A 14,726-nucleotide genomic window follows, 5' to 3' on the forward strand; every position below is an offset into this window, starting at 1 on the left:
TTCATTTTCATTTGATCCTGAAGACCTGAATTCAGGCCTGGCCGACCAGCCCCTCCCCACGCAGCCGGACAACCGGAACCATCTGGCCCGGCTTGGCGGGGGGCAGCGTCAGTACCAGCGCATCGTCCAGCTGTTTCCAGGAAAGTTTGCCGCCGCCGACAATTTCGGCCTTCACGATCTTCGCGCCGGAGAGCGCACGGAGCCCCAGCGACGCGATACGCAGCGTGCTCTTGGGCCATAGCATCAGAACCGCATACAGCGCCCCCTTGTTGACGGTATAGCGCACATCCTGCTCGGTAAAATCGCTGGCCTTGTCCTCCTCCATCTTGCCCCCGGGCAGGTCGGTCGGCCCTTCGCCGAATATCCGCCATGGGCGGCTGCCGAAAATGGCGGCATCCCCGTTGACCCGCAACCAGGCCGCGATGCCGTCGAGGATCTTTTCCTCCTCGCTGTCGAGCGTGCCGTCGCCCCGGAGCGGGACAGAAAGAAGGAGATTGCCGTTCTTCGACACAATGTCGCACAGGCGCTGAACGACCTTCTGCGCCGGGACATAATATTTATGGTCATAGCGCCCCCGATTATAATGCCAGTCGCCGATACAGGTGCAGGTTTGCCACGGTTGTGCGCGCATCACGGGCGAGAAGCCGCGCTCCACGTCGTTCATCAGCCCACGCTGCATATAATCGGTCAGAAGTTTCGACGTCAGCACGACATTGGGGCTGCCGTGCCATTCGACGGCGCGATTGTAATAATGGGAGATGGCCTCCAGTCCCACGGTTCCGAACGGTATCTGGGTGTCGTCGAAATAGACCATGTCCGGCCGATATTTATCGACCAGGTCATTCTGGCGGAGGAGCCACTTCTGGATGAACGCCGGGTTCCGTGAAGCGGCATGTTCCAGCCAGCGCCCGTCATGCACCTGGTGCCACGCCTCCATGGACGCGTTGCTGGCGATCCCGTCGGGCGCCACGAAGCTGGGGCCGGTGTAGAGCTCCTGCGGGTCGAGCCCGTCCCACCATTTGCCGTGGCCCTGCTCGCGGCGCAGCTTGAATGCGTCATAGCGCTGCCCCGACCTGGCACCTTCGGGATCATAGCCATAGGCCGTCTGGTACCAGTGCCAAGCATGGCTGACGTGGTTGCTGACGCCAAAGGGCAGCCCTTCGGCCCGGGTCGCCTTTTCCCAACCCGCCACGATGTCGCGCTTCGGGCCAACCCGGGTCGAATTCCACGCGTGATATTTGCTATCGTACAGGTCGAAATTGTCGTGATGGCCGGCCATCGCCATGAAGTATTTTGCGCCGACCTGCTTGTAGCGGCGCAGCAGCGCGGCGGGGTCCCACGCCTCGGCCTTCCACTTGCCGATGATCTCCATAAAGCCGGTATCGGCGGGATGCCCGTAATTGGCGAGATGATGCTTGTAGGCGTCGCTTCCGGGCACATACATCAAGCGCCCATACCAGTCGCCCGCCTCGGGCTGGCATTGCGGTCCCCAGTGCGCCCAGATGCCGAACTTGGCGTCGCGAAACCATTCCGGGGTTTCCCAGCCCGCGACAATGGAGGACCAGTTTGGTTTGAACACCGAGGCGTTCGCGGACGCCGCGCCGCGCATCGCCAGAGCGCCCGCCATCATACCACGGCGACCAATCTTCAACATTTAATCCTCTCCTTCGAATTTCCGCTTGCGTGCGGATGAGCGTTTTTGGTAACGCTACCATACAAGATTAAGAAGAGGAAGAGGATTGGGACGCGTGCAGGCCGCGATCGAATGGCCAGGCCGCGCTCCCATATGGAAAGGCGCAACATGAAGATCATTCCGGCACTTGTTCTGGCGGCGCTGCCGGCTGCCGCCAATGCGGCACCGCTTGTTCTGGACCCGGCCTATACCTCCCACGCAGTGTTTCAGCGCGGCCGCGAGATTCCGATCAGCGGCGCTGCGGAGCCAGGTAGTGTCGTCAACGTCACTTTCGACGGCGAATCGCACAGCGCCAAAGCCGGCAACGACGGGCGCTGGCAGGTGAATCTGCCCAGCCGCGCAGCGGGCGGCCCCTATGTCCTTACGATCAGCAGCGGCGGCGAGGAGAAGCGGCTCGACGATATCATGGTGGGCGATGTCTGGCTCTGTTCGGGCCAGTCGAACATGGAATTCACGCTGCGCTATGCCACTAACGCCGCCTTTGAGGTGCCTTACTCCACCCACCCGATGCTGCGGCTTCTGAACGTGCCGCGCCAGTCGACCCCGGCGCCCCAGCAGCGTTTTTCGGCCGAGACCGAATGGCAGCGTTCCGGACCGGAAAGCGCGGTAGACTTCTCGGCCGCCTGCTACATCATGGGCCGCGAGCTTCAGGCGAAGCAGAAGATACCGATCGGTCTGATCGCGGCAAGCTGGGGCGGGTCGCCGATCGAAGAATGGATCAGCCGCGACGCGTTGCAGACGCTGCCGCGCTATCGGACCGACCTTGCGCTGATGGACCAATATGCCCGCGATCCAGGTAACGCCGCGAACAGCTGGGCAAAGCTGTTGCAGCAGTGGCTGGGCGGCGACGCCACTGCGTCCGCCAAGGCGGTCTGGCGCGCGGTCCCGAACAAGCAGATGTGGGAACAATGGGGGGACGGCGCGCTCGCGACCTTCGACGGAGTCGGTTATTACCGCGCCCGTGTGAAGCTGACTACGACACAGGCCGGAAAGCCCGCGCGCATCGCGATCGGAGCGGTCGACGACATCGATGTCACGCGGATCAACGGCAAGATCGTGGGTGCCGACCAGGGCTGGCAAAAAAAGCGGGATTATGAGGTGCCCGCAGGCGTGCTGAAGGCCGGTGACAATTTCATCGACGTGACGGTCGTCGACACGGGCGGTGGCGGTGGCCTGGTGGGTGAAGCTGCGCGTACGCTCACCCTCGGCGACGGCACGATTCTGCCGCTTTCCGACTGGACCTTCGCCAAAGGGCGGCCGCTCGAAAACGGTGAGATGCCGCCCAGCGTGCCGTGGGCCGGCGGCGCTGGCCGCACAACGCTCTACAACGGCATGATCGCGCCGCTGCACGGCTATCCCCTGACGGGCTTCGCCTGGTATCAGGGCGAGGCCAATGCGGGCGACGCCAAGGGATATGCCGAATTGATGCCCTTGCTGATCGCCGATTGGCGCAAGCGATTTGGCGCCGCCCCGTTCCTGATGGTGCAGCTTGCCAATTTCGGGCCGCTTGCCTCTACCCCGTCGGACGCTTCCTGGGGGCAATTGCGCGATGTCCAACGCCGTGTCGCCGATGCCGATCCGCAGGTCGGCATGGCAAGCGCCGTCGACATCGGGCAGGTCACCGATATCCATCCGACCAACAAGCAGGACGTCGGCAAGCGCCTTGCCCTTGCGGCCCGGCACATCGCCCTCGGCGAGGACGTCGAAGACCGCGGACCGGCCCCGGTTTCCATTGGACGCACGGCAAAAGGTATCGCGATTCGCTTCACCCATGGCCCGCTCAAGCTGGTGGGCGGCGCGTCGGCAATCGGATTTGAGCTGTGCGATGCTGCGGCAAACTGCCGATTTGTGGACGGCGAGCTGGAGGGCGAAACCATTCTGTTGCCGGCGGATTCCAGCGCTCGCGAGGTCCGCTATCTCTGGCAGGCTAGCCCGATCGTGAATCTTTACAACGAGGCCGAACTGCCGGCGACCGGCTTTTCAATGCCGATTGAGTGAACGGAGCAACAGCCATCCAGAGCTTCCGGCGTCATTGACCTGCTGATGAACGCAGGGGCGAAGTCTTGCCCGCCCCGATGACGCCGAACTCCTTCCCGGTATTTCGAGAAATCAAACCCAATGGCAGCAATTCGACTGCCCGCCGAAAACGATACGGAACGAGCCGAACGATCAAATAATATAAGGGGAGAGCATGTGATGAATATTCGACGTACCGGCCGCTGGTCAGCCACGGCTTTGCTGGGCTGTTGTCTCTTATTCTCCGGCACACTCTTTACGCCCTCCCCTTCCGCGGCGCAGCAGGCGGCGCCTTATGTGTGGCAGACGGTGCCCTTTGGCGGCGGCGGTTATGTCGATGGTTTCGTCTATCACCCGCGCGAGAAGGGTCTTCTCTATACGCGAACCGACATCGGCGGGCTTTATCGTTATGATTATTCGGCGAAGCGCTGGATCCCCCTCACCGATCATCTGGACCGACAGGATGGCGACCTTATGGGCGTCCTCAGCATCGCGCTCGATCCCGCCAATCCCGATAAAGTCTATGCGGCGACCGGCCTCTATCTCGGCCAATGGTCGCGCAAGGGCGCGATCCTCCGGTCCAATGACCGGGGTCAAAGCTGGCAAAAGGTCGATCTTCCCATTCATGTGGGCGGCAATTCCGACGGGCGCGGCAGCGGCGAACGCCTCATCGTCGATCCGCACAATTCCGACATAGTCTATTATGGCTCCAACGAGGACGGCCTGTGGAAGAGCGCGGACGGCGGGCAGAGTTTCGCGCGCACATCCGCCTCCACCCGCACCTTCAGCCTCGTCGCAGCCGATCCTTCGAAAAGCGGCACGCTGTGGGCCGGTACAGCCGATGGCGAAGGCGCCCTCTTGCTGAGCACGGACGGCGGCCAATCCTTCGCGCCGGTTCAGGGGCCCCCCGCAATGGTGCCCCAGCGCCTGGCCTTCGCTCCCGACGGGTCGCTCTATGTCGCTTTCGCCAAGGGCGAAGGAAAAGTCGTCGTCAACCCCAGCCATGCCAGGACCGGCGCCGTTTGGAAGCGGGACGGCAACTCCGGCAAATGGCGCGACGTCACGCCGAAAGGCCCCTTCCCCAACGTCGGCGGCGGCTACTCTGGCATCGATGTCTCGCGCGACGGAACCGTCGCCGTGTCGACGCTGAACCGCTGGCATCCGGGCGATGAAGTCTACATGTCCCGCGATGGCGGCGAGAGCTGGACCGGCTTGCAGGAAAAGTCGCGCCATCTGTCGACAGCCTATCCCTGGCTGGTCGATTACCTCAAGGGTGAGGACAAGATGGGGCACTGGATTTCGGACCTGAAGTTCAACCCGTTCAATCCCGACGAGATGGTCTACGGCACCGGTTACGGCGTATGGATGAGCCGTAATCTTGCGTCGGTGCAGGCCGATCAGAAGGTTGAATTCGACTTTGCGGTCAACAACCTCGAGGAGACGGCAACCTTGCAGCTGGTGTCGCCGACCCGCGGCGCCAGGGTTATGGCGGCAATGGGCGATATCGGTGGCGCCACCTGGGACGATCTGACCCGCACACCGCGTATAGGCCTCCTCACCCCGAACAACGAGAATAATTTCAGCATCGACTATGCCGGCCTCAAGCCCGGAATGGTCGTGCGCACTACCGCGAATTCACCGACCAACGGCTTCACGTCGCAGGACGGAGGCGAGAACTGGGAACCCTTCGTATCGACGCCTTACAGGCGGCCTGCGCAGGGCGAAGGCTGGCGCAGCGCAGGCACGATCGCGATCTCTGCTGCAGGATCCTCGCTCGTTTGGGCTCCCGAAAAGGACGGTGCCTATTATTCGAAGGATGGCGGCACGAGCTGGCAGCGTTCCGCCGGATGGCCGACCGACCAGTCGCTGCGGCCCATCGCCGACAAAGTCGCCGACGGCATCTTCTATGTCTTCGACCGGTCCACTTCGCGCATCCTGGCGAGCGGCGACGGCGGCGCGCAGTTCAATGTCCTCGTCGAAGGGCTTCCCACGTTCGAACCATGGCAAAATGTCCAGCTCGCCGTCGTGCCGACCCGCGTCCGCGACCTGTGGCTGGCGACCTCGACCGGCCTGTTCCATTCACCCGACAGCAAGTCGAAGATGGTCCAGATACGCAATGTGGACGAGCCTTGGCTCATTTCGTTCGGGGCCCCGACGGTCAAAGGCAACTATCCCGCCATTTTCCTGTGGGGCAAGGTCAAGGGGGTCGAGGGATTGTGGCGGTCGGACGACAAGGCCGCAAGCTGGGTGCGGATCAACGACGATGCCCATCGTTACGGCGAACTGCGCGCGATCGCAGGCGACTGGATCGAGCCCGGCACGCTCTATATCGCACCGCACGGCCGCGGCGTGATTGCGGGGCGGCCGGCCGCGCCGGGATCCTGACCCGGCATTTGGTCCACGACCGCCGGGGGCAAGGGCTTCGCCCGGATATGCCCCGACACTATCGCCGCTGGTCGAGTCGCGCAGGTGCCGAGACGGCCGCCACAGTAGTCGACAGACCAAACCCCGCGATATGCCCGCCAAAACCGGGGATTGTTCAGTCGTTTAGGGACCATTGTTACCGCTATCAGATTTCATCTTGACTAGTCAGACAAATAGCAGGATGACAAGTTTGTTCCGCATCAAGACGGAACTGCAAATTAACATTCTGGGAGAGGCGGACGGCATGTTTGCAAAGAAATTTTCCGTGGGAGTCAGCGGCGTTGCGCTCGCGGTGTGTGGCGCAGGACTGGCGGTGCCCGCTTATGCGCAAGACGCCGATCCCGCCGCCACGCCCGAAGCAGAAAGCATCGACGACGCTATCATCGTTACGGCGCGGCGGCAGGCGCTGAAAGACGCGATCAGCATCAAGAGAGACTCCGATACGATCGTCGATTCGGTGACTGCGGACGAGGCTGGCAGGCTTCCCGACAATTCGATTACCGAAGTTCTTCAGCGCGTGTCGGGTGTTTCGATCTCGCGCTTCACTGGTGGAAACGGCGGCAGTACCGCATTCCAGATCGAGGGTACGGGGATCACCGTGCGCGGCCTTCCCTTCAATTCGAGCATGCTCAACGGGCGGCAGTTGTTTAGCGCCAACGGCGCAAGTTCATTCGGCTGGAACGAAATCACGCCAGAGTTGATGGCCGGGGTCGATGTTTACAAGGCGTCGCGTGCCGACATGATCGAGGGCGGCGCGTCCATGGTCAATCTTCGCACCCATGTACCGTTCAATTTCAACGATACCCAGTTCAACGTCAGTCTTGGCAACAGTTATGGCGATCAGGCGAAGAAGAGTTCGCCCCGCGTTTCCGCCCTGTTCTCCAAGCGTTTCGATACCGGCATTGGCGAAATTGGCGTGTTGTGGGATGTGGCCTATAGCAGTCTGCACCAACAGAGCAGCAATATGCAGGTTGGCGCCATGTTTGGCGAATATGTGCCGACGTCCACGCGTGACGATGGTCTTGCCCTTGTTCCCAGCTCGTTCAGGTGGGGCACCAGCAAGAGCAAGCGCGATCGGTACGGTGCCTATCAGGCCATCCAGTGGAAGCCGGCTTCGAACCTTACGCTGACCAACACCCTATTCTTCTCGCAATATGTCGAGGATAGAGAGTCGAACACCGGTGCTTTGGGCACGAACCCATCCGCGGCAGCCGCGGTCATGCCCGCTGTCGGCAGTCCGGTTGAATATGACGCCAATGGCGCCTTCCGGAAGGGAACGCTCGCGGTCGGATCTACCGGCAAGGCAGTGGATTTTACGAACACCACCAAGAATGTCAGCTGGTTACGCCCCTGGTATCAGCTTGATTGCGGTGCCAGCTATGGCGCTCCCGCCTCGACAATTCAGTGGGACTGGTCGGCGGACGGCAATATAGATCCATCGAATCCTCCTGTCGGTTGGAATGGTCGCCGGCTGGCGCAGTGCGGCCCTGCGGCCACGTTAAACCCCACCGGCTCGGCGGGGGTATCGCACAGTAAGAATTCCACGCTGGATATTTCGCAGAGCTTCGTCTGGACCCCGGGTGACCGGGTGGCGGTGCGTGGCGCCGCGCAATATGTATCTTCCCGCATGAGCGGGCAAGATATGTATGTCGGCCTCAATCAGTCCAGTCCGCAGGTCAATTCGATGCATGTCGACCTGACCGGGCCGCTGCCCGTCTTGTCCGGCTTGTCCAATGCCGGCATGCTCGATCCGAGTAAGGCGTATCTCGCCAATTTTGCCTATCACGCACCCCGGAACCGCGGGAAGATGCTGGCAGGCAATATCGACCTCGAATATAGGGTCAGCGATGAGGGATTCCTGCGCAAGATCGCCGTTGGTGCCCGTGCCGCAAGGCGCACCGAGAACGATAATTTTGTGGGGACCTATTTCGCTCCGCTTGGTCAGCCGTGGGCGGCGAATAAGTGGGGAAATAGCCCGAATGACCCGAATTATGGGCCAGGCAATATTCAATATCTCACCAACCCGAATGTGCCGGCATCGGACTATCAAGTTGCCCAAATGCGGAATTTCTTTGGAGGCAAAGCGTCCGTTCCGGGGCAGCTTCTCGTGCCCAGCTCGTCGCTTATGCATAGCTATGACTGGTACCGTTTGCTTACGACATATAATGGTCAATTGCGCCAAACCGCAGCTGGCAGCAATGTGCCCATCAGGGACAGCAACGGGGTCATCATTGATGGAACGCGGGACCAGTATTGGACGGCAAATATCGATCAGGGCCTGAACAAGACAGAGAGCCGCATCAAGAATATAGCTGCTTATGTCCAGGCCAGCTTCGCGCACGACCGTGTCGGAATCCTTCCAGCCTTTTCGGGCAATATCGGCGTCCGTATATTCCGCGATTCCCTGCATGCGACCGGTCTGCTGAGAACGCCGGACTCGGGAGCCCTGGCGCTGACCCAAGAGGACAGCACGGCATATTTCAACGCGCAACAGGCCGACCCGGGCACATCGCCGGCATATCCGACGCTCTACAAGTTCGTTCAGGCGTATACTCCGCAGACCCGCGAATATGAATACACCCGGGTTCTACCCTCGATGAACATCAAGTTTGATGTCACGAACAAGTTCATCATTCGTGGTGCGGCATCGAAGTCAACCGCTCCGCCGAATCTTAATGACATTCGCGCGGGCGGTTACATCGACGCTCGTTCGCTTGCCAACCCCACCAATTCGCAAGCGCCCGGGATTCTTACGGGGGTTGTTGCCAGAGACAGCGGTGCAAACCTGAAGCCGACCATGATCACCAGCGAGGATCTGGCGTTCGAATATTACCCCTCGTCGTCCAGCTTTATCGCCCTCAATCTGTTCGCCAAGCAGATCAAGGACCATCCGCTGTTCAGCTCGTTCGTTGCCAATAATCTTCCTATTCCGGCGTTGGCATTTCCCGATGGCGTGTCCACGGCCACGCAGCCGGACGGGTCCTCGCTCGGGACGCCGACAACGCTGGATTTGCCGTGGCTCTTTTTGCAGAACAAATCTTCGACGAGAAAAGCCTATATCAAGGGCTTTGAGATCAGTGGTCGCAAGTTCTTTGACAAGCTGCCGGGATTGTTTCGCGGGCTGGGTATCGAGGGCAATTTGACCTTCATCGACAGCAGTAACCCCGCGCAGCAGGCCAACCATGTGTTGAGCCCGGCCACGGCCAATGGTGGTCTTAATCCGGACGGCACGGTGCCGCAAACATATCCGAATCTTCCTTATTCGGGATTGTCGAAATGGGCTTACAACGTCCAGTTGCTGTACAGTCGCGACAGGCTCAATGTCCGTCTGGCGTACAACTGGCGCGACAAGGCATTGCTCTCGACCAACGTCAACCCGCTGTCATATGCGACGAGCGGCGGCAATCCTTACACGCTCAACACCAGCCCGACCAACTTTGACGCGGATCATTCCTGGCCCGTTTACAACATGGTTCCGGCGTGGATGGCAGCGGCCGGTTATCTGGATCTGGGCGTTGACTTCAAGGTGACCGACAGCCTTTCCTTCTCGTTCAACGCGAACAACCTGCTCAACACGATTTCGCGAACCTATCAGGAGCCTATTCCTGGTGTGTTCCAGCCCTATGACTATAACGTCAGCGATCAGCGCTTCGACCTGTCCGTAAGGATGCGTTTCTGACTAGCTGAAAAGAGGAAGGCCTTTCTTGATGAAGAGCCCTTCCTCTTTTCGAATACTATGTTGCGGCCGGCTCATGCCGGTCGCATGTCACGGACACGGCCGCTTGGCGCGTGCGTTAACCGGCATCCCTCCGCCGCATCCGCCTGAAGCCCGTTAGGCAGACACGGCGCCGGGTGCATTCATGACGAGGCATGTTTATGAACAGTGGCCGTCAACAGGATATCGTCATTCTGGGCGGCGGCGCTGCGGGTTGGATAGCCGCTGCGCTGCTGGCCAAGAGGCTTGACCCTCATCAAGCGCGCATCACGCTGGTTGAATCGGAGGAAATCGGCATCATCGGCGTCGGGGAGGCAACGATCCCGATATTGGCACAGTGCAACGCCTTGCTCGGCATCGATGAATTCGACTTTGTTCGCAGCACCCAGGGCACCTTCAAGCTGGGCATTGAATTCTGCGACTGGGGCGTTTCTGGAAACCGGCATTTCCATGCCTTCAGCGATTATGGTCACCCGGTCGAAGGTGTATCGACCCATCATTATTGGCTGAGAATGCGGCAATCTGGTGACGATATTCCCATCGACGATTATTCGTTCGCCTATACCGTCGCGAAGAACAACAATTTCGCCCCGAGCGATCCGCTGAACTCACGCTATCACCATGCCTATCATTTCGATGCCGCACTATACGCCCGCTATTTGCGTGACGTCGCAACCGAATTTGGGGTGCAGCGTATCGAAGGAAAGATGACGCACTTTGATCTGGATGGCGAGTCCGGCAATATTACCGCTATTCATCTTGCCAATGGCGATAGCGTTTCCGGCGACTTTTTTTTGGACTGCACCGGTTTCGCGTCCGAGTTACTGGGAAAGGCGTTGGACACGCCTTTTGTCGACTGGTCGCATTGGCTGCTTTGCAACAGCGCCCTTGCCGTGCCGTCCGCTGGCGCCGGCGCGCCCATGCCGTTCACGCGGTCCACCGCGCACGCCGGGGGCTGGCGATGGACGATCCCGCTGCAACATCGCAGCGGTAATGGCATGGTCTATAGTTCGGATTTATGGAGCGACGACGCGGCGCGCGAAGCCCTGCTAGGCAGCATCGACGGCGAACCGCTGGCCGATCCACGGCTGTTCCGCTTTACCTCCGGGCATCGCAAGCAGTTCTGGAACCGCAATTGTGTGGGGATTGGTTTTGCTTCCAGCTTTCTCGAGCCTTTGGAATCGACCGGGATACAGTTGATTGTCCTGGGGGTTTTGAAGCTGCTGAAATTTTTCCCCCAAAAGACCATCGATCCCGTTTTACGCGATGAATATAATCGGCTCTCCACATGCGAGATCGAACGCATCCGCGACTTCATTATCGCGCATTATTACCTGTCGCGCCGTCCCGAGCCATTATGGTCGGCGTGCCGCGAGATGGAGATACCAGACAGCCTTCAGCACAAGCTTGATGTCTGGAAAGCCAGCGGTCAGATCGCGCTTGGGGAATCCGAATCCTATATGGAGCCGAGCTGGGTAGCCATCCTGTTGGGCAACAATCTCATACCATCTCGTTACGCGGTGTCGGCCGACATACATCCGCTAGAGCAGATCCGTACCGGCATGAAACTGCGTCGCGAGGAGATCATGCGTTCGGCGCAAGCGGTCACGTCGCATCGGGATTTCATTGAAGGCCACTGCAAGGCGCCTCAATTGACACTTGCTTGATATGGCTTGGTGGCGATCACCCTGCCGCACCGTTCCGCCCCAGCGCGGCGAGATCGACAAGCTAGGCGACACCGTCGGCTATAGTGGCGACGGCGCGGCGCTTTTCCCCGATCCGGGCGTCGCCAACATGGTCTCGGAGCCTGGATCGGCCGTGTTCGACCATATCGTCGGCGCCATGTGACCAAGCGAACGAATGGAAGGTCTCTCCAATGAAATCTCTCGCCGGAAAACTGACGGTCGTATCGATGGCAGCGATCCTCTCGCTGACCTCTGTTCAGGCGTCAGGGCAGGATGCCCGCACCATCGCCGCCGACATGAACGCAATCGCCGGGCCCATGAGCACGGCGTGGCAGGATTGCGTGGGTTCGGGTCATGCCGGTTTGTTGCTGCGCAAGGAAAACCAGGACCAGATGCGCCTGGTGCAAGACGAGACCGGTTTCAAATATATCCGCTTCCACGGCATTTTCACGACCTACACCGATGCCTATCGCGAGATTGACGGGCGGCCCTTTTATAATTTCGACCGGGTGAACCACGTCTATCGCGAGGTGTTGAAGGCCGGTTTCAAGCCCATGATCGAAGTCAGCTTCATGCCCAACGATCTGGCGTCGACAGACCAGACCATCTTTTACTGGAAGGGCAATGTCTCGCCGCCCAAGGACTGGGGCAAATGGTCCGATTTCATCGCCGCCTTCGTCCAGAATCTGGAAGCGAATTTCGGTAGGGAAGAGGTGGAAAGCTGGCGCTTCGAGGTTTGGAACGAGCCCAATCTCGACGGCTTCTGGGTCAATGCGGACAAGCAGGCCTATTTCCGGCTCTATGAGACCACGGTGAAGGCCATACGCGGGGTGAACCCCGCGCTGAAGGTCGGCGGCCCGGCGACCGCAGGCGTGGCGTGGGTTCCCGAATTCATCGCTTATGCCGAAGCGAACAACGTTCCCGTCGATTTCATCGCCACCCATACTTACGGCGTGGCTGGCGGCTTCCTCGACGAGAAGGGTCAGGGCGACAATAAGCTGGTGCCCGATCGCGACGCGGTGATCGGCGACATCAGGAAAGTACGCGGCGAGATCGAGGCGTCTTCCAAGCCCGGCCTGCCGCTCTACATCACCGAATGGAGCACCAGCTACAATCCGCGCGATCCCATTCACGACGCCTATCTGAGCGCGCCGTTCATCCTCAACAAGCTGAAGGGCACCGAAAAGGACGCCCAGTCGATGAGCTATTGGGTCTATTCCGACCTGTTCGAGGAACCCGGCCCGCCGCCCACGGCGTTCCATGGCGGCTTTGGTCTCGTCAACCGCGAAGGCATCCGCAAATCCGCCTTCTTCGCCTATAAATATCTCAATGCGCTTGGCTCGCAGGAATTGCGCAACAGCGACCAGGAATCCTGGCTGACGCGCGAGGGCGGCAATTTCGCCGGAGTGATCTGGAACTATACGATCCCCGACCAGAAGGAGAGCAATCGCCCCTTCTTCACCAAGATCCACCCGGCCGCGAAGCTGGCGCCGGTTGACCTGAACCTCTCCTCGCTTGTGCCCGGCAGTTACCGGTTGCGGGTCTATCGCACGGGTTACAAGGCCAATGATCCCTATACCCGGTATATGGAATGGGGCCGCCCCGACGCGCTGACCCCCGCACAGATCGCCACCTTGCAGGATCTGACGAAGGATGCCCCCGAAATCGACCGGACCGTCAAGGTGGGCGCTAACGGAAAGTTGCGCCGCAGCATCCCGCTTCGAACCAACGACGTGTTGCTGGTGAAACTCGAAAAGATCATGTGACAGTTGCCTCCGGTCGGCGGACCATACTGAGCACCTTTGGATCGACATCGAAGCTCACATGCCCCGTCTCGCCCGCCTTCAGGAAAACCCGCTGGAACGCTGCCAGCGACCGGATCGGCACGTCCGTTCCGGGCGCAATGCGTAAAGTTGTACGGCCTCAGCCCCAGGACGTCAGACGACCAGCCCAGCGCAATCAAGACGGCGATCCGGACCGGGACTTGTCTGCGGACGGGGCAACCGCACGGCCGGTGAGAGCTTGGCGCTTGCGGACAAACTCCGCACGCAGCACCAGCCCCTTGATCGCTTCGTGCCGGCAATCGATCTCCTGCGGATCGCCCGTCAGTCGGATCGACTTGATGACCGTCCCGACCTTGAGCGTCTTGCCGGCTCCCTTGACGTCGAGATCCTTGACGAGAACCACCTGATCTCCGTGCTGGAGGATGTTCCCGACTGCGTCGCGCACCTCGACATGCCCGGCAGCTGCTCTTCGGGCCGCAAGTTCGGACGCCGGCATCCACTCGCCGTTTTCCTCGTCATAGACATAATCATCGTCGCTGGTCATTTATGCTCCATCGGGTATCCGACATGGGCGAACGGCAGGGTTGGGGCCATCATCTTGCAAGCGACTAGGGTCAGGACTCATTGATCAGAGCCAGAAGATGACTGTAGCGGCGAGGGCTACGGCGGAGAAGAAGGCCTTCGGGCACCGATCGTAGCGCGTGGCGACGCGTCTCCAGTCCTTGAGCCGACCGAACATGATCTCGATGCGGTTGCGGCGTTTGTAGCGGCGCGTGTCGTATTTGACGGTCTTGCTGCATATTTTTCGGCCCGGGATGCAGGGCGTGATGCCCTTTTCCTGCAATGCGCCGCGGAACCAGTCGGCGTCATAGCCCCGGTCGGCGAGCATCCATTGCGCTTTGGGCAAACTGTCGAGCAAAGCTACCGCGCCAGTGTAATCGCTGACCTGGCCAGCGGTCATGAAGAAGCTGATGGGACGGCCATTCGCTCGGTCACGGCATGCAGCTTGGTGTTCATGCCGCCTTTCGTACGGCCGATCAGGCGTCCCGGACCCCCTATTTTACCCCAAGGCTCGACGCCGTGCGGTGGGCCTTCAAATAGGTCGCGTCGATCATGATCATCTTGCTATCCGGAGCCTGCGGCGTCGCAAGACCTTCCATCATGCGGATGAAGATGCCTTTGTCGCTCCACCGCTTCCAGCGATTGTAGAGCGTCTTTGCCGGGCCATATTCCCTCGGCGCATCGCGCCACCTCAGCCCATTGCGGTTGACGAAGATGATGCCGCTCAAAACCCGCCGGTCATCGACGCGCTCCCGGCCATGGCTCTTCGGAAAATAGGGCTGAAGACGCGCCATCTGCTCGTCCGTCAGCCAATACAAATCACTCATCATTCAGGCTCCTCACCGAGA

At 60.3% G+C, this 14,726-nt stretch carries 8 protein-coding genes and 2 pseudogenes; 6 read left to right on the forward strand and 4 right to left on the reverse strand.

Annotation, left to right across the window (positions count from 1 at the left end; translation table 11 throughout):
• Positions 1 to 31 precede the first annotated feature (31 nt).
• Entirely contained in the window at positions 32 to 1,654 is a 1,623-nt protein-coding gene (locus tag HDC35_RS17720; RefSeq protein WP_184648704.1) for an alpha-L-fucosidase, read from the reverse strand.
• 147 nt (positions 1,655 to 1,801) lie between these two features.
• Here HDC35_RS17720 and HDC35_RS17725 point away from each other — a divergent pair, with 147 nt between their 5' ends.
• The 6 genes from HDC35_RS17725 to HDC35_RS17750 all read left to right on the forward strand — a co-directional run bounded on the left by HDC35_RS17725 (position 1,802) and on the right by HDC35_RS17750 (position 13,299).
• Positions 1,802 to 3,691: a sialate O-acetylesterase gene (locus tag HDC35_RS17725; RefSeq protein ID WP_184648705.1), complete on the forward strand. Its 1,890-nt coding sequence runs from the start codon at positions 1,802 to 1,804 to the stop codon at positions 3,689 to 3,691.
• Between the two features lie 195 nt (positions 3,692 to 3,886).
• Positions 3,887 to 6,094 carry an exo-alpha-sialidase gene (locus HDC35_RS17730; RefSeq protein ID WP_184648706.1) on the forward strand — a complete coding sequence of 736 codons (2,208 nt, stop codon included), beginning with the start codon at positions 3,887 to 3,889 and terminating at the stop codon, positions 6,092 to 6,094.
• Between the two features lie 229 nt (positions 6,095 to 6,323).
• On the forward strand, positions 6,324 to 9,812 hold the full coding sequence (locus HDC35_RS17735; protein ID WP_221438316.1) for a TonB-dependent receptor: 3,489 nt from the start codon (positions 6,324 to 6,326) through the stop codon (positions 9,810 to 9,812).
• A gap of 197 nt (positions 9,813 to 10,009) precedes the next feature.
• On the forward strand, positions 10,010 to 11,515 hold the full coding sequence (locus HDC35_RS17740; protein ID WP_184648707.1) for a tryptophan halogenase family protein: 1,506 nt from the start codon (positions 10,010 to 10,012) through the stop codon (positions 11,513 to 11,515).
• Positions 11,508 to 11,696 (forward strand): hypothetical protein, encoded by a 189-nt coding sequence (locus HDC35_RS17745; protein ID WP_184648708.1) that lies wholly within the window; start codon positions 11,508 to 11,510, stop codon positions 11,694 to 11,696. Before HDC35_RS17740 ends, HDC35_RS17745 begins: the two co-directional genes overlap by 8 nt.
• A 28-nt stretch (positions 11,697 to 11,724) precedes the next feature.
• Positions 11,725 to 13,299 carry a GH39 family glycosyl hydrolase gene (locus HDC35_RS17750; protein ID WP_260397819.1) on the forward strand — a complete coding sequence of 525 codons (1,575 nt, stop codon included), beginning with the start codon at positions 11,725 to 11,727 and terminating at the stop codon, positions 13,297 to 13,299.
• Here the strand turns inward: HDC35_RS17750 and HDC35_RS19975 are convergent.
• From HDC35_RS19975 to HDC35_RS17765, 3 genes and pseudogenes are all read right to left on the reverse strand, one after another.
• Positions 13,292 to 13,420 (reverse strand): fibronectin type III-like domain-contianing protein, encoded by a 129-nt coding sequence (locus HDC35_RS19975; protein WP_184648709.1) that lies wholly within the window; start codon positions 13,418 to 13,420, stop codon positions 13,292 to 13,294. The two genes, HDC35_RS17750 and HDC35_RS19975, sit on opposite strands and share 8 nt — an antisense overlap.
• Before the next feature lie 138 nt (positions 13,421 to 13,558).
• Positions 13,559 to 13,861, reverse strand: a pseudogene (locus HDC35_RS17760) (alkylphosphonate utilization protein); the annotation flags it as partial.
• Positions 13,862 to 13,945: 84 nt separating this feature from the next.
• A pseudogene (locus tag HDC35_RS17765) lies at positions 13,946 to 14,705 on the reverse strand (IS5 family transposase).
• Positions 14,706 to 14,726: the final 21 nt, after the last annotated feature.

The organism is Sphingopyxis sp. JAI128 (genome assembly GCF_014207235.1).
Taxonomy (GTDB): Bacteria; Pseudomonadota; Alphaproteobacteria; order Sphingomonadales; family Sphingomonadaceae; genus Sphingopyxis.

Coding starts and splice junctions, on each gene's coding strand:
- HDC35_RS17750 (WP_260397819.1), top strand. CDS start 11,725: ATGAAATCTCTCGCCGGAAAACTGACGGTCGTATCGATGGCAGCGATC.
- HDC35_RS17720 (WP_184648704.1), bottom strand. CDS start 1,654: ATGTTGAAGATTGGTCGCCGTGGTATGATGGCGGGCGCTCTGGCGATG.
- HDC35_RS17725 (WP_184648705.1), top strand. CDS start 1,802: ATGAAGATCATTCCGGCACTTGTTCTGGCGGCGCTGCCGGCTGCCGCC.
- HDC35_RS17740 (WP_184648707.1), top strand. CDS start 10,010: ATGAACAGTGGCCGTCAACAGGATATCGTCATTCTGGGCGGCGGCGCT.